Annotated in this window: 14 protein-coding genes, 1 other RNA gene and 1 pseudogene; 13 read left to right on the forward strand and 3 right to left on the reverse strand. The window is 71.4% G+C overall.

Annotated features, from left to right (window positions below):
- The 9 genes and pseudogenes from G6020_RS09725 to G6020_RS09765 form a co-directional block, all read left to right on the forward strand.
- The coding region (locus tag G6020_RS09725; RefSeq protein ID WP_182610477.1) for a Nif3-like dinuclear metal center hexameric protein at positions 1-1,091 on the forward strand (1,091 nt) is incomplete at its 5' end.
- An 11-nt stretch (positions 1,092-1,102) separates the two neighbouring features.
- Positions 1,103-1,834 (forward strand): C4-type zinc ribbon domain-containing protein, encoded by a 732-nt coding sequence (locus G6020_RS09730; protein WP_182610478.1) that lies wholly within the window; start codon positions 1,103-1,105, stop codon positions 1,832-1,834.
- 8 nt (positions 1,835-1,842) lie between these two features.
- Positions 1,843-2,478 (forward strand): annotated as a pseudogene (locus G6020_RS09735) (histidine phosphatase family protein); the annotation flags it as partial.
- A 15-nt stretch (positions 2,479-2,493) separates the two neighbouring features.
- Positions 2,494-2,922, forward strand: an RNA gene (gene rnpB, locus G6020_RS09740) — RNase P RNA component class A.
- 93 nt (positions 2,923-3,015) lie between these two features.
- Positions 3,016-3,753, forward strand: a complete 738-nt coding sequence (locus G6020_RS09745; protein ID WP_182610479.1) for a PaaX family transcriptional regulator C-terminal domain-containing protein — start codon at positions 3,016-3,018, stop codon at positions 3,751-3,753.
- 84 nt (positions 3,754-3,837) lie between these two features.
- Positions 3,838-5,484: an acyl-CoA dehydrogenase family protein gene (locus tag G6020_RS09750; RefSeq protein WP_182610480.1), complete on the forward strand. Its 1,647-nt coding sequence runs from the start codon at positions 3,838-3,840 to the stop codon at positions 5,482-5,484.
- Positions 5,481-6,293, forward strand: coding sequence for a crotonase/enoyl-CoA hydratase family protein (locus G6020_RS09755; RefSeq protein WP_347238348.1), 813 nt, complete (start codon positions 5,481-5,483; stop codon positions 6,291-6,293). Before G6020_RS09750 ends, G6020_RS09755 begins: the two co-directional genes overlap by 4 nt.
- On the forward strand, positions 6,290-7,249 hold the full coding sequence (locus G6020_RS09760) for a crotonase/enoyl-CoA hydratase family protein (protein ID WP_182610481.1): 960 nt from the start codon (positions 6,290-6,292) through the stop codon (positions 7,247-7,249). The genes G6020_RS09755 and G6020_RS09760 overlap by 4 nt, the downstream gene beginning before the upstream one ends.
- Positions 7,250-7,321: 72 nt before the next feature.
- A complete protein-coding gene (locus G6020_RS09765; protein WP_182610482.1) occupies positions 7,322-7,495 on the forward strand; it encodes an SPOR domain-containing protein in 174 nt (57 codons plus the stop codon).
- A gap of 99 nt (positions 7,496-7,594) precedes the next feature.
- Here G6020_RS09765 and G6020_RS09770 read toward each other — a convergent pair whose 3' ends face one another.
- Positions 7,595-9,229: a CYTH and CHAD domain-containing protein gene (locus G6020_RS09770; RefSeq protein WP_182610483.1), complete on the reverse strand. Its 1,635-nt coding sequence runs from the start codon at positions 9,227-9,229 to the stop codon at positions 7,595-7,597.
- Between the two features lie 127 nt (positions 9,230-9,356).
- Here G6020_RS09770 and G6020_RS09775 point away from each other — a divergent pair, with 127 nt between their 5' ends.
- Together G6020_RS09775 and G6020_RS09780 are read left to right on the forward strand one after the other, a co-directional pair.
- Positions 9,357-10,865, forward strand: coding sequence for an FAD-dependent oxidoreductase (locus tag G6020_RS09775; RefSeq protein WP_182610484.1), 1,509 nt, complete (start codon positions 9,357-9,359; stop codon positions 10,863-10,865).
- 65 nt (positions 10,866-10,930) lie between these two features.
- A complete protein-coding gene (locus tag G6020_RS09780; RefSeq protein WP_179526209.1) occupies positions 10,931-11,749 on the forward strand; it encodes an SDR family NAD(P)-dependent oxidoreductase in 819 nt (272 codons plus the stop codon).
- A 32-nt stretch (positions 11,750-11,781) separates the two neighbouring features.
- Here G6020_RS09780 and pip read toward each other — a convergent pair whose 3' ends face one another.
- Together pip and panB are read right to left on the reverse strand one after the other, a co-directional pair.
- Positions 11,782-12,777, reverse strand: a complete 996-nt coding sequence (pip, locus tag G6020_RS09785) for a prolyl aminopeptidase (protein WP_182610485.1) — start codon at positions 12,775-12,777, stop codon at positions 11,782-11,784.
- Between the two features lie 17 nt (positions 12,778-12,794).
- Entirely contained in the window at positions 12,795-13,658 is an 864-nt protein-coding gene (panB, locus tag G6020_RS09790; protein ID WP_182610486.1) for a 3-methyl-2-oxobutanoate hydroxymethyltransferase, read from the reverse strand.
- A 225-nt stretch (positions 13,659-13,883) separates the two neighbouring features.
- On the opposite strand from panB, the gene glnA reads away from it, so the two are divergent.
- On the forward strand, positions 13,884-15,224 hold the full coding sequence (gene glnA, locus G6020_RS09795) for a type I glutamate--ammonia ligase (RefSeq protein WP_179525009.1): 1,341 nt from the start codon (positions 13,884-13,886) through the stop codon (positions 15,222-15,224).
- Between the two features lie 19 nt (positions 15,225-15,243).
- Positions 15,244-15,465, forward strand: a 222-nt coding sequence (locus G6020_RS09800) for a hypothetical protein (RefSeq protein WP_194306074.1), incomplete at its 3' end; no start/stop codon positions are given.

Here is a 15,465-nt window from a genome sequence, read left to right on the forward strand (position 1 = left end):
TGGCCGAGTCCTGGGATCGTGTCGGTCTGGTCGCGGGCGACCCGTCCGCACAGGTCGGGACGGTCGTGGTGGCCGTCGACGCCACCGACGCGGTGGTCGACCACGCGCTCGCCCTGGGTGCCGATCTGCTCCTGGTCCACCACCCGCCCCTGCTGCGGGGGGTGCACTCGATCGCCGCCGACACCCCCAAGGGCCGCCTGCTGCACCGTCTGGTCCTGGGCGGCTGCGCCCTGTACGCCGCCCACACCAACGCCGACTCCGCGCGGCCCGGCGTCAACGACGCGCTCGCCGAGACGCTGGGTCTGAGCCCCGGCAGGCCGCTCGTCCCGACCGGTGACGGCACCGTCGACAGATGGGTGGTGACGGTTCCCGACGACGACGTCGAGGACCTCCTCCACGCGGCCTTCGCCGCCGGGGCCGGTCGGATGAGCGGGTACACCGAGTGCTCGTTCTCCGTGCCGGGCACCGGTCGCTTCCGCCCCGGCGACGGTACGGACCCGACGATCGGCGTGATCGGCGAGCCGGAGCGGGTCTCCGAGACGCGGGTCGAGTTCGTGGCGCCACCCGAACTGAGATCCGAGGTCCGCCGGGCGGTCACGGCCGCGCACCCGTACGAGGTCCCCGCCATGGACGTGCTGATCAACCACGCGGGGCCCGGCCCGGGCCCCGAGGACACCGGTCTCGGTCGCGTCTGCGACCTGGCGGAGCCGGTGTCGCTCGCGGAGTTCACCGCTCTCGTCGGTGCCCGGCTGCCGCGGACACGGTGGGGGGTCCGTGCCGCCGGTGACCCGCACACGGAGATCAGGAGGGTCGCGCTGTGCGGGGGTTCGGGCGATTCCCTGCTGGGTGCGGCACGGGCCGCGGGGGCGGATGTGTACCTCACCGGCGACCTGCGTCACCACGTGGTCGACGAACACCTCAGGGAGGGCGGACCGGCCCTGGTGGACGCCGCGCACTGGGCGCTCGAGTTCCCGTGGTGTGCGCAGGCCGCGGCCCTGGTGGAGGAGGGGGTCGGGGTGGCGGCGACGGTGTGCGACCTGCGCACCGACCCGTGGACGGTGGCGTCGGGGGCAGAGGGCGACGGGCGGTAGTCTTGGCCCTCATGAAGGCCGATCCCACCGTCCAGCGTCGACTCGTCGACATCGCCGAGCTCGACCTGCGCCTGGGCTCCCTCGCGCACCGGCGGAGATCACTCCCGGAACAGGGTGTCCTGGACACGCTCGAGGCCGAGCGGCGTGCGGCCGTGGAGTCCGCGGCGCGGGCCCGGATCCACGTGGAGGATCTGGACCGGGCGATCGCCAAGCTGAGCTCGGATCTCGACGCCGTGCGCAGGCGCCGCGCGAACGACGCCGACCTGCTGGCGGCCGGGGGGTTGTCCGACCGGCAGTCCACCGAGCTCGAGTACGAGCTCGGGTCGCTCCACCGCCGCGAGGAGAATCTCGTGGCCGAGCTCTCCGAACTGACCGAGCGCCACGAGGCCGTGGTCGCCGACGTCCGCCACTCCGGGGCGATCATCACCGACCTCGACGCCCGGCTGGGCATGGCCACCACCGTCCGCGACACCGCCCTCGCCGAGCTCGAGGACTCCGTGACCGCCACGACCGCCGAACGGGCCCGCCAGGCCGAGGACCTGCCCCCCGATCTCCTCGACCTCTATTCCCGTAGTGCCGCGGAGGCGGGCGTGGGAGCGGCGATCCTCAACGGCGGCCGGTGCTCGGCGTGCGCGATGGATCTCGACCGCACCACGGTGTCCGCGTTCCGGACCGCTCCCGCCGACGAGGTCCTGACCTGCCCGGAGTGCGGCGTGATCGTGGTCCGCACGGACAACTCGTGAGCGGCGGTCCGGGCTGGACGGGGGCCGCCGGTAGGCCCACCCGGATCGTGCTCGCCCGCCACGGCCAGACCCCGCTCTCGGTGGACCGTCGCTATTCCGGCCAGGGCGACCCCGACCTCACCGACCTGGGGGTCGTGCAGGCCGAACGGACCGCCGACCGCCTGGCGCGAATCCCGGAGCTGTCCGCCGTGGTCTCGTCCCCCCTGCGCAGGTGTCTGGGCACGGCCGAGCGCGCCGCCGAGGCGGCGGGGGTCCCACTGGTGGTCGCGGACGACCTCATCGAGACCGACTTCGGGCAGTGGGAGGGCCTGACCTTCTCCGAGGCCGCCGAGCAGGACCCCGAACTGCACGCACGCTGGATGTCGGACACCGCCGTGCCTCCACCCGGGGGCGAGAGCTTCGCCGTGGTCCGCGCCCGGGTCGAACGGGGCCTGCGCCGGATCGTCGAGGAGAGCCCGGGCGGCGTGGTGGCGGTGGTCAGCCACGTCACCCCCATCAAGATGGCGATCCGCGCCGCTCTGGATGCCGGCGACGAGCTCCTCTTCCGGCTCCACCTGGATCTGGCCTCGGTGTCGGACGTGCGCTTCTACCCGGACGGGCCGACGTCGGTGCACCTGGTGAACGACACCTCGCACCTGGACTAGACTCCCCAGGGCGAACGAGTCGGCCGGACGGCCGCGGGCGGGGGAACCGGCGCCATCAGGCGGCAGGGCCCCGGTCCGAGGAAAGTCCGGACTCCACAGAGCAGGGTGGTTGTTAACGGCAACCCGGGGTGACCCGCGGGATGAGTGCCACAGAAAACAGACCGCCGCGCCTGCGGGCGCGGTAAGGGTGAAACGGTGCGGTAAGAGCGCACCAGCGCCCCGGGCGACCGGGGCGGCTAGGTAAACCCCACCCGGAGCAAGGTCGAAGGCCGCACCGCCCGCGGTGCGGCTGCGCGGATGGAGTGCAGCGATGCACGGAAGGGCTGCTCGCCCGAGTCCGCGGGTGGACCGCTCGAGGTACCCGGTGACGGTGTGCCCAGATGGATGGTCGTCGCCCTCCGTACGCGGAGGGCACAGGATCCGGCTTACAGGCCGGCTCGTTCGCCCCGGCCCCTCCCCGCGGCCGTCCACGTGACGCCTGTTCGGGGCTGCTGATCGCCTGCGGCCGTGGAGGCCAGCGCGGATATCATTCCGACCATGCCCGCGCCCGCACGCCCGATTAAGCTCCCCGCGCGGTCGGCCGTGCTCAGTGCCCTTCTCGGTGCGCACCCCGCGGAGTCGACGGCGGCGGGCATCGTCGACGTGGCCGTGCGGCTCGGGTTCCAGGAATCGGCCGTGCGCGTCGCCCTGACCAGGATGGTCGCCTCGGGTGACCTCGAGCGGGACCGGGGGGTGTACCGACTCTCGCCCCGTCTCATCTCGAGGCAGGAGCGGCAGGATGCGGCGATCTCGCCCTCCCTGAAGCCCTGGGACCGTCAGTGGTCGATGCAGGTCGTCACGGTCCCGGCCGACGCGGCGACACGTCTGGCGACCCGATCCGAACTGACCGGGCTCCGGTACGCGGAGCTGCGCGAGGGGGTGTGGCTCCGGCCCGCCAACCTCGACGTCGTCCGTTCTGATGCATTGACGGCCAGGTCGGAGGAGTTCTCCTGTGTCCCCGCCGGCGACGTCGACGCCCTGACCTCACGCCTGTTCGACCCCGCGGGATGGGCACGCGACGGAGCGGCCCTTCTCGCCGCCGCAGAGCGCGCCGATGAGATGTCCACGCGTTTCGAGGTGGCGGCCGCGACGGTCAGGCACATCCTGCACGACCCGCTCCTCCCCGCGGAGCTGCTGCCCGCCGACTGGCCCGGTGAGCGTCTCCGCGAGTCCTATCAGCGATTCCGTACCGATTTCGGCCGCTTCGCGAACGGCGTCCTGGGCGCGGGCACCTGACCGTGCGGGATGCGGTCCGGTCCGGGCGGATCGATGACTATTACACTCTAGATCTGACCGCAGGAGTTATGTAATACTCCGTCCATGGTGACGCACACGGTGACAAACCAGGTCCCGCCCCTGGTGGGGTACGACGCTGCCGAGCAGCCGGTGATCCTGGAGGCGCTCTCCCGGGCCGGGGCGGGACACGCTGTGGACGAGCTGCACGAGGTCGGACGACTCGCCGGGTCCGCCGACGCCCTCGAGTGGGGCGACCGTGCGGAGGCCAACCCGCCGATCCTCCGGACGCACGATCGGTACGGGAACCGGATCGACGAGGTCGACTACGATCCGGCCTACCACGAGCTGATGCGTCGCGCCGTCGGGTTCGGTCTGCACGGCGCCCCGTGGGTGGACCCCAGGCCCAACCCCCATCTGGTGCGCGCGGCCAAGTCGAGTGTGTGGGGGCAGACGGACGCGGGTCACGGGTGTCCGATCTCGATGACCTACGCGGTGGTGCCGGCCCTACGCCGCGCTCCCGACCTCGCCGCGATGTTCGAACCGCTGCTGACGAGCGCCCACTACGACCCGGTTCTGGCCCCGCCGGCCACCAAGCGGGGTCTGACGGCGGGTATGTCGATGACCGAGAAGCAGGGCGGGTCGGACGTCCGCGCCAACACCACCCACGCGACCCGGAACTCCGACGGGACGTACTCGATCACCGGGCACAAGTGGTTCACCTCCGCACCGATGTCCGATCTCTTCCTGGTCCTCGCGCAGGCACCGGGTGGGCTCACGTGTTTCTGCGTCCCGCGGGTCCTGCCCGACGGCTCGCGCAACCCCTTCCTCCTGCAGCGTCTCAAGGACAAGCTCGGCAACCGGTCGAATGCCAGCAGCGAGGTCGAGTACGACCAGACGACCGGCTGGATCGTCGGCGACGAGGGCCGGGGCGTCGCGACGATCATCGAGATGGTCAACATGACCCGACTCGACTGCACACTCGGTACCGCCACCGGAATGCGGGTCGGGGTCGCGAACGCCGTCCACCACGCGATGCACCGCCGGGCCTTCGGGGCGGCCCTCATCGACCAGCCGCTGATGCGCAACGTGCTGGCCGACCTCGCGGTGGAGGCCGAGGCGTCGACGACGGTCGCGCTCTGGCTCGCCGAACTCACCGACCTGGCCGACGCGGGAGACCGGGAGGCCGACGCCCTCCGACGGATCGGCCTCGCCGTCAGCAAGTACCACGTGTGCAAGCGCGGGCCGATCCACGCGGCGGAGGCCCTGGAGTGTCTGGGCGGCAACGGGTACGTGGAGGACTCCCGGATGCCGAGGCTCTACCGGGAGGCTCCACTTCTGTCGGTCTGGGAGGGCTCGGGCAACGTCGCGGCTCTGGACGTGCTGCGGGCCATGGCGAAGCAGCCGGAGACGGTCGAGACCTTCCTCGACACGGTCTCGTCCGTGCGCGGTGCGGACTCCCGACTCGACGGCGCCGTCGATCGCCTGGGCGGGACGTTGACCGCCGTCGCCGCCGGGCGGCCCGAGGAGGCGCAGTACGTCGCGCGCCGGGTGGTCGGGGACATGGCGATGATCCTGCAGGGCTACCTGCTGCTCCGCCACGGCCACCCGGCGGTCGCAGACGCCTTCCTCGTCAGCAGGCTGGGGGCCGATCGCGGGGATGTCCTCGGCACGCTGCCGACCGGCGTGGACACCTCCGCGATTCTCGACCGCGTCACCCCGAAGGTCGGGTGAGGGCCGTGGAGAACGTCCCGGGCGTGACGGTCTCGATTCAGGGTCCGGTGACCGTGATCGGTATCGACCGACCGGACGTCCGCAACGCCGTCGACAGGCCCACCGCGCAGGCGCTCGCCGACGCGTTCCGGGCCTTCGACGCGGACCCCGGCTCCTCCGTGGCCGTGCTGCACGGCGAGAACGGGACCTTCTGCGCAGGTGCCGACCTCAAGGCGATCGCGGGCGACGCGGGGAACCGGGTGGCCGCGGACGGGGACGGTCCCATGGGGCCGACGAGGCTCCGACTGGGCAAACCGTTCATCGCTGCCCTGTCGGGCCACGCGGTGGCCGGCGGCCTCGAACTCGCCCTGTGGGCCGATCTGCGGGTCGCGGAGGAGAGCGCGGTGCTGGGCGTCTTCTGCCGCCGCTGGGGAGTGCCGCTCATCGATGGCGGGACCGTCCGCCTGCCGCGACTGATCGGCACGAGCCGCGCGATGGACCTCGTGCTCACCGGCCGCCCGGTGAGTGCTTCAGAGGCCTTGGACATCGGTCTGGTGAACCGGGTGGTGGCCGACGGCACGGCGTTGACGGCAGCCATCGACCTGGCCACCGAGATCTCGCGGTTCCCCCAGGAGTGCATGCGACGGGACCGGCTGTCGCTGCTGGAACAGGAGGGCCTCGACGAGGAGGCGGCGATCAGGAACGAGTATGACCACGGCCTGATCTCGCTGCAGGCCGGGGCGGTCGCGGGCGCGGCGCGGTTCGCCGACGGAGCCGGGCGTCACGGCTCCTTCGGACAGGCACAGGCCACAGAGGAGACGGGCAGATGAACACCGATTACCGCACCCTGACCTACGAGGTGACCGGGGCGATCGCCCGGATCACCTTCGACCGCCCTGAGCACGGTAACGCCATCACGAGCGACACCCCGGTCGAACTCGCGTCCGCCGTCGAGCGCGCCGACCTCGACCCGGCGGTCCACGTGATCCTCCTGTCCGGGCGAGGGAAGGGGTTCTGTGGCGGCTACGACCTGTCGATCTTCGCCGAGGGGATGGCCCGCGACGCAGGCGACCCATCCGACCCATCCGACGCCTCCGGCGAGGCCGGCGGATCCGTGCTCGATCCGGGCGTCCAGGCCCGCAACCACGACCCGCGCGTCACGTGGGACCCGATGGTCGACTACGCGATGATGAGCAGGTTCAACCGCGGATTCTCCAGCCTCCTGCACGCGAACAAACCCACGGTGGCCAAGTTGCACGGATTCGCCGTGGCGGGCGGCACCGACATCGCGTTGTTCGCCGACCTGATCATTTGCGCCGACGACACCCGGATCGGGTACCCGCCCGCCCGGGTCTGGGGCATCCCGGCGTCCGGGATGTGGGCGCACCGGCTCGGCGACCAACGCGCCAAACGCCTGCTGTTCACCGGCGACCTCATCACGGGGCGGCAGGCGCATGACTGGGGGCTCGCGATCGACGCACCTCCGCCGGAGGAACTGGACGACCGCACCGAGGACCTCGTCGGGCGGATCGCGCGGATGCCGGTCAACCAGCTCGTGATGGCCAAGCTGGCGCTGAACAGTGCCCTGCTGGCCCAGGGGGTGGCTAATTCAGGCATGATCAGCACCGTCTTCGACGGGATCGCCCGCCACACCCCGGAGGGATACGCCTTCCAGGCGAGGGCTGCGGCCGACGGCTTCCGGGAGGCGGTCCGGCGGCGAGACGAGCCGTTCGGTGACGCCAAGCCCCATGCCGGGCCCGGGGACTCGGCGACGACACGCCCGTAACCGGGGAATCCCGGACCCCGCCGCGAGTAGGCTCGGGACACAGGAACGCCGAGCGAACCCGGGAGGTCCGTCGTGACGGAAGAGCAGTGGTATTACGACATCGCCCTGGGCAAGGCGGTCCAGGGGAAGGTGACCAACTGGGACAACCGCATGGGTCCCTACGCCACCCGCGGTGAGGCGGAGGCGGCGCTGGCCAAGGCGAAGTCCCGCAACGAGGCGTGGGACGCCGAGGACGAGAAGGACTGAGACCGGGAGCGCTGAGACCGGCCGGACTCAGCCCCGGGCGCCCCACCGGGAACCCCGTGGGGCGCCCGTCGTGGCCGGGCGGCACTGCTCGCCGCCGCCCTATTTCTTGGTGCTCTTCTTCTTCCGCCGTCGCGCCGCGCGCCGGGACTCCGACAGTTCGCGGTAGGCCGCGGTGACGGTGGCCGCGTCGTTCTCGAACCCGTCGAGCGCGCGCTCGGAGAATCCGCGTTCGTGCTCGTAGAGCACCCCGAAACCGAACGTCGACTCGCCCGCGGACTCCGCCCGCCTCGCGATCCGCCGGATCCACCTCCGGGCGGTCACGCTGTCCTGGACGTCTCCGAGCACCGTGTGCAGTCGCTGGCAGGCGGTGCGTAGCGGGGCGACGGTCAGCCCGTCCGACTCCCGTAGGGCGCCGACGTTGCGCCGCAGGGCCTTGGCGCGCTTGCGGACGACGTGGGTCAGCTCCTCCCGCTGGGCCAGGGTCAACTCGAGCGACTCGAGGTCGCGTTCGGTGCGGGTGCGGGCCTTGGTGAACTTGGCGAACTGCCGGTCCACCCCACGCAGGATCATGTCCTCGGCCTCGCGCCTGCGCTTCTTCGAGGTCGGTCCCGGCACGGACCCGTCAGACGACCCGGCGACCTCGGGCCCGGTGCCGGCGAGCTCGACGAGCAGGTGGAGCCGGTCGAGCAGGTCGAGGTACCGCTCGGAACCCAGTGCGGCCGTCACCCGCGCGCCGGCCCGCCGCTCCTCCGCCCCGAGCTCGACGCGGAGCCGCTGCCTGGTCAGCGTGCTCACCACGTCCTCCGGGTACCCGGCCGCCAGCTCCCCGAGCCGGTGGTCGACCACCTGGATGTCGCGCACCTTGCCCAGGACCGCGGCGAGCACCTTGAGCTCCTCGAGCACCGCGGCCAGGTCGATGTCCGTGTGTCCGGTCTCCGCCTCGAGCTCCTCGGCGAACGAGCTGATCGTGCTGCGGAGACCGCGGACCGCCACCCGCATCTGGTGGACCCCCACCATCGTCACGCGTCGGGCGGCCGGGTCGTGGTCGAGTACCCGGTGGAGGTCCTCGCGCAGGGCGTCCCTCACGGCGGAGACGCCCCTGTCCGGAGGGTCGGGGAGGGGGCCGATGGCGCGGGCGAGTTTGGACGACGACGACGAGGTCGTGGCCCCCGCCGAGGTGCACGCGGTGGCGACGGCGGCGAGATGGTCCCGAGCCCGGGGCTGCGACGGATCGACCAGTTCGACCTCCCACTCCCGCCAGTCCCCGGCGGCGCCTGCGGTTGCGCCCTCGGCGACGAGGGAATCCGTCGTGACGTGGTCGTCACAGAACTCCACGACGGCGGTCCCCTCCCCGTCGCGCAGGAGCACGACGTGCCTCCGGTTGTCCACGCGGGCCACGGGCGCGAGAGGTCGGCGGCGGACCAGTCCCGCCACCGCGGCGACGAACTCGTCGGGGACGTCGTCTCCGTGATCCAGCGGGAGCCGCAGCTCCACCCGTCCCGCCTCGGACGGGAGTTTGAGGTGCCACCCCGCGTCGTCACCGCCGGTGCGGCGTCTGAGCGTGACCTTGTGGCGGGTGAGGGAGAGGTCGGCGGTGTCGTAGTACGTGGCGGAGAGCTCGTGCACCACCGGGTCGTCCGCCACCAGCGGGGCGAATGCTCTCGCGGTGGGGACCGGGGTGTCGGGCCCGACCTCGAACTTGCTCTCGATCTCCACCGTCTCGCTGATCGTCATGGACTGGTTGTATCAGGCCCGGGTGAACACGGCGTCCCCCTCGTCCCGACCGGCCCGCCACTCCCCGGACTTACTTGCGGGTAAGATCCCAGTGGTTCGGATCACATGCTCGTCGTTGGGAGAAGAAGTGGATCAGACGACAACCGTCGACGTCCTCGTCGTGGGGGCCGGTTTCTCCGGTCTCGGGGCGGCCATCAGACTCGCCGAGGACGGAGTCGACGACGTGATCGTGGTCGAGCGGGGTTCCGACGTGGGCGGCACGTGGCGGGACAACTCCTACCCGGGGGCGGCGTGCGATGTGCCCTCCCACCTGTACTCCTACTCTTTCGCCCTCAACCCGGGGTGGTCGCGTGCGTTCTCCCCGCAGGGCGAGATCTACGACTACATCCGCCGCGTCACCCACGACACCGGCGTACGGGAGAAGATCAGGTTCGGCGTGGAGGTCACCGCCGCGCGCTTCGAGGAGACCCGCGGTCGGTGGGCGGTGAGCACGACGGCAGGGGAGTACGACGCGAGGGTCCTGGTCCTGGGGGTCGGCGCGCTGTGCGAACCCCGGCTCCCGGAGATCGACGGGATCGACGACTTCGCCGGCCCCGTCTTCCACACGGCCCGCTGGGACCATTCGGTGCCCCTGGCCGGTCGACGCGTCGCGGTGATCGGTACCGGCGCCTCCGCCGTCCAGGTGGTGCCGTCCATCGCCCCGACCGTGGAGCATCTGGACGTCTATCAGCGCACCGCTCCCTGGGTTCTGCCCCGGATCGACCGGGAGTACCCGGGGTTCGAGAGGGCCCTCTACCGCAGGGTCCCCGGTCTCCAGCGCGCCGTCCGGGCGCTCCAGTACACCAGCCGCGAGTTCCAGGTGGTGGGACTGACCCGGACCCGTGCGGCCCTCGCCCCGATCAAGGCGATCGGGCGCGCGCACCTGGCCCTGTCGGTGCGCGACCCGGGTCTCCGGCGCAAGCTGACCCCGAACTTCGAGATCGGGTGCAAGCGCATCCTGCTGTCCAACACCTGGTACCGCGCGTTGACCCGGCGGAACGTCGACGTGGTGACCACTCCCATCAGCCGGGTGACCGAGGGCGGGATCGTCACCTCGGACGGCGCCGAGCACCCGGCGGACGTGCTGGTGGTGGCCACCGGGTTCCACGTCACGGACTCCCCGTTCTTCGAGCGCGTCCGGGACGCGGCAGGCCGGACCCTCGCGGACAAGTGGGCGAGCGAGGGGATGGAGGCGTACAAGGGCACCACGGTCGCGGGGTACCCCAACCTCTTCGTCCTGATGGGTCCCGCGACGGGTCTCGGTCACTCGTCGATGATCTACATGATCGAGTCCCAGCTGAACTACCTGGTGGACGCGATCCGCAGCATGCGCGACCGCGGTCTGCAGACGGTGGAGGTCCGCGAGGCGGTCCAGAACGCCTACAACCGCGAACTCCGCGAGAACACCGGGGAGACCGTCTGGGTGACCGGCTGCAAGAGCTGGTACCTGGACGCCAAGGGCAACGCCCCGGCCGTGTGGCCCGATTTCACCTTCTGCTACCGCAACCAGACGAGGGAGTTCGACCTGAGCGCCTACCGCCGGACCGCGATCGACGAACCCGCCGCGGTGCCGACCGGGCAGGGGGCACTCCGGTGAGCGCCCCGATCGGAAAGGCGATGGCGGCGCTGGGTGGGCTGACCGCCCGCCGTCCCCGCTGGCGGATGGACGGCAAGGTCGTCGTCATCACCGGTGCCGGTTCCGGCATCGGTCGCGAACTCGCACGTGAGGCGGCGCGCCGGGGAGCCCGGTTGGCGCTGAGCGACGTCGACGTCGACGGACTGGCCGAGACGGTGGGGCTGGTGGAGGCGGAGTCCTCGGTGGAGGTGCACTCCGATCGGCTCGACGTCACGGAGCAGGCCGCCCTCGCGGAGTACGCGGGCCGGGTGGTCGACCAGTTCGGCGTGGTCAACCTCGTCGTCAACAACGCCGGCATCGCGTTCACCGGGTCGGTCGAACAATCCGGGTACAAGGACATCGCCCGGGTGATGGACGTGGACTACTGGGGGGTCGTCCACGGCACGAAGGAGTTCCTGCCGCACCTCATCGCCTCCGGGGACGGGCACATCGTCAACATCTCCAGCATCTTCGCGATCCTCTCGGTGCCCACCCAGAACGCCTACAACGCGGCCAAGGCCGCGGTGCAACAGTTCACCGAGTCCCTGCGGATGGAGATGCTCGCCGCCGGCCACCCGGTGGACGTCACCTGCGTCCACCCCGGGGGCATCAGGACCGCGGTCGCCAGGAGCGCCGGCGCGGCCGAGGGCCTGGACAGCGCGACCTTCGCCACGATCTTCGACGCCAAGTTCGCGCGCACGGAGGCGTCGACGGCCGCGCGGGTGATCCTCGACGGCGTCGAACGGCGCCGAGCGAGGGTGCTGGTGGGCCCGGACGCGTACGTGATCGACGCGCTCGTCCGGTTGTTCCCGTCCGGCTACCAGAAGGGCACGGTGGCCGTCTCCCGCCACTTCGGGGTGATCTGACCCGACCATCCTCGCCGGGGTGGGAGGCGGGTTCAGGGTCGGAAGCGGTCGGTGGCCTCGAGCAGGTGATGTGTGGTGCCCGGTTCGGCCATCGCGTGCCCGGCGTCGGGGACGATGTGCAGCTCGGAGCCCGGCCAGGCCGCGTGCAGTTCCCACGCGCTCGTGACCGGGCAGACCACGTCGTAACGCCCGTGGACGATCACCGCGGGCAGGTGCGAGATCCTGTCCATGCGGTCCAGGATGGCGCGGCCGTCGAGGAACGCGTCGTTGACGAAGTAGTGGTTCTCGATGCGGGCGAAGGCCAGGGCGAACCTGTCGGCCTCGTCGTCGTCCCCGGTCCCGGGACGGGGGAGCAGCGTGGACGTCGTGGTCTCCCACCTCGTCCACGCTCGCGCTGCCCCGATCTCGATCGCCGGATCACCGCAGTGCAGGAGGCGGTGGTAGGCGGCCACGTGGTCGAAGCCCGCCCGGTGGACCGCGTCGGCTCCCTCGGCGGCCACGAGCGGCGCGAGGTAGCCCTCCCACGCGTCGGGGAAGAGGTGGGCGGCGCCGCCCCGGTAGAACCAGTCGATCTCCGACGGCCGGCAGAGGAAGATCCCTCGCAGGACCAGGCCGCGGACGCGATCCGGGTGCTCCTGCGCGTAGGCCAGCGCGAGCGTCGTCCCCCACGAGCCGCCGAACACGAGCCAGCGCTCGATCCCCAGGGCCTCGCGCAGACGCTCGAGGTCGGCGGTGAGATGCCACGTGGTGTTGACGGCGAGGTCCGCGCCGTCGGCGACGTGCGGCGCACTCCGGCCGCAGCCGCGCTGATCCACCAGGATGATGCGGTAGGACGCGGGGTCGAACATCCGGCGGTGCTCCGGGGTGGTCCCGCCGCCGGGACCGCCGTGGACGAACAGCACGGGGGAACCGTCCGGGTCTCCCGAGCACTCCCAGTAGAGGTGCTGACCGTCGCCCACGTCGAGCGTGCCGGTCTCGTACGGCTCGATCCGCGGGTACGGGGTGCGGAGCGTGGTCTGCTGGCTCATCGAGGCTGACCGCGCCGTCAGAAGGAGTGGTCCGGGCCGGGGAACTCGCGCGAACGGACCTCGTCGCCGTACTCCCGGGCGGCGTCGCGCAGCGTCTCGGCGAGGCGGGCGTAGCGCTTGACGAACCTGGCCGTCCGTCCGGTGCCGTGGCCCGCCATGTCCTGCCACACCAACACCTGCGCGTCGCACCCGTTCCCGGCGCCGATGCCGACCGTGGCGATGTCCAGCTCCGCGGTGACCTCGCGGGCGAGGTCGGCGGGGACCATCTCCATGACGACGGAGAAGGCCCCGGCCTCCTGCACGGCGCGGGCGTCGGCCCGCAGCTCGTCGGCGGCGTCCCCGCGCCCCTGGACGCGGAAGCCCCCCAGGCCGTTGACCGACTGTGGGGTGAAGCCGATGTGGGCCATCACGGGGATCCCGGCGTCCACGATCGCCCGGATCTGTGGGGCCATCCGCACGCCGCCCTCGAGCTTGACGGCCTGGGCGCCGCCCTCCTTCATCATCCGCGTGGCGGCGGCCACGGCCTGCACCGGGGAGGCCTCGTAACTACCGAACACCAGATCGGCCACGACCAGTGCCTTCGGCGCCCCCCGGGTCACGGCCCGCACCAGCGGGATCATCTCGTCCTCGGTGACGGGGACCGTGGTGTCGTACCCGTAGACCACGTTGGCCGCCGAGTCCCCGACCAGGAGAACCGGGATCCCGGCCTCCTGGAACACGCGCGCGGAGACGAAGTCGTAGGCGGTGAGCATCGGCCAGGGTTCCCCCGCGGCCTTGAGTTCGGCCAGGTGGTGGATCCGGGTCACCCGCGTCAGACCCCGGGGTCCGGCGTCCGGGGTGCCGCCGGAACCGTAGACCGGGGTGTCGGGGTTGTCGCTCATGGCGGTGTGGCCTTCCTACGGTGACCTCGAGGCCGGCGGGATGGCCGGTCCCCGGGTGGACAGGGGGCGGTGACGGACGCGGCCGTCGCCGACGAGTGTGCCACGAGCCGGGCGACGTGGCTCGGCAGGCCATGGGGCGGGAGGCCCACGGGCGGGGGCCCAGGTGGGCGTGTCGGGGACCCGATGTCACACGCTCGTAACACGACAGGCACTAGGTTGGACGGCATGAACCGCCAGCAGGAGTACGTTCTGAGGACCTTGGAAGAGCGCGACATCCGGTTCGTCCGGCTCTGGTTCACCGACGTTCTCGGGACCTTGAAGTCAGTGGCCGTCGCCCCGGCAGAGCTCGAGGGGGCGTTCGGGGAGGGGATCGGCTTCGACGGCTCCGCCATCGAGGGGTTCTCGCGGGTGTCGGAGGCGGACACGGTCGCCAAGCCCGACCCCTCGACGTTCCAGGTCCTGCCGTGGGCCCACGCCGACGGTGGCCAGCACTCGGCGCGCATCTTCTGCGACGTCTTCAACCCCGACGGCAGCCCGAGCTGGGCCGATCCGCGCCACGTGCTGCGCCGCCAGCTCAACAAGGCCGCCGACCTCGGCTTCTCCTGCTACGTGCACCCGGAGATCGAGTTCTTCCTCTTCAAAGACCTCGACACCAACGGTGCCGAGCCGGTTCCGACGGACAACGGCGGGTACTTCGACCAGGCCGTGCACGACTCCGCCCCGCACTTCCGGCGTCACGCGATCGAGGCGCTGGAGGCGATGGGAATCTCGGTGGAGTTCTCCCACCACGAGGGGGCACCGGGGCAGCAGGAGATCGACCTGCGCTACGCCGACGCACTGAGCATGGCGGACAACATCATGACCTTCCGCTACATCGTCAAGGAGGTGGCCATGAACAACGGGGTGTGGGCGTCGTTCATGCCCAAGCCCCTCCGGGACCACCCGGGTTCGGCCATGCACACGCACATGAGCCTGTTCGAGGGCGACACCAACGCGTTCCACGACGCGGACGACGAGTACCAGATGTCCACCACGGCGAAGTCGTTCGTGGCGGGCATCCTGCGTCACGCGCCGGAGTTCTCGGCCGTCACCAACCAGTGGGTCAACTCCTACAAGCGGCTCATCGGCGGCGGCGAGGCCCCCACCGCCGCCACCTGGGGCCGCGCCAACCGCTCGGCGCTGGTGCGGGTACCCATGTACACGCCCAACAAGGCCTCCTCGCGACGAATCGAGGTGCGGAGCCCGGACTCGGCGTGCAACCCGTACCTCGCGTACGCGGTGATGATCGCCGCCGGGATCAAGGGCGTCCAGGAGGGCTACGAGCTGCCGCCGGAGTCCGAGGACGACGTGTGGACCATGAGCCGGCGCGAGCGGCGTGCGATGGGCTACACGGACCTGCCGGGGAGCCTGGAGCAGGCCCTCGACGCCATGGAGGAGTCGGAGCTCGTCGCCGAGGCGCTCGGCGAGCACGTGTTCGAGTTCTTCCTGCGCAACAAGCGGCGTGAATGGCGGGAGTACCGCAACGAGGTGACCCCGTACGAGCTCCGCAACTACCTCGCGTTGTGACCGGACGGTCGAGGTGAGCATGGATTCGTCGCGGTCCAGGGTGCCCAGCCCGGGCAGGCTCGGACTGCTCGACCAGCGCGCCGGGGACTGGTTGGACTACCTGGGGTGGACCGACGAGGACGCGGTCCCGATGCTGTGGGCGCTCTCGCGCGCGCCCGACCCGGACCTCGCCCTGGGGGCGCTGGTCCGGCTCAGGGAGGCGCTGGCCGCCGAGGCGCAGGACGGCGGACCGACCACGGGT

It is taken from the genome of Dietzia sp. B19 (assembly GCF_014145155.1).
In the GTDB taxonomy this organism is placed as follows: domain Bacteria; phylum Actinomycetota; class Actinomycetes; order Mycobacteriales; family Mycobacteriaceae; genus Dietzia; species Dietzia natronolimnaea.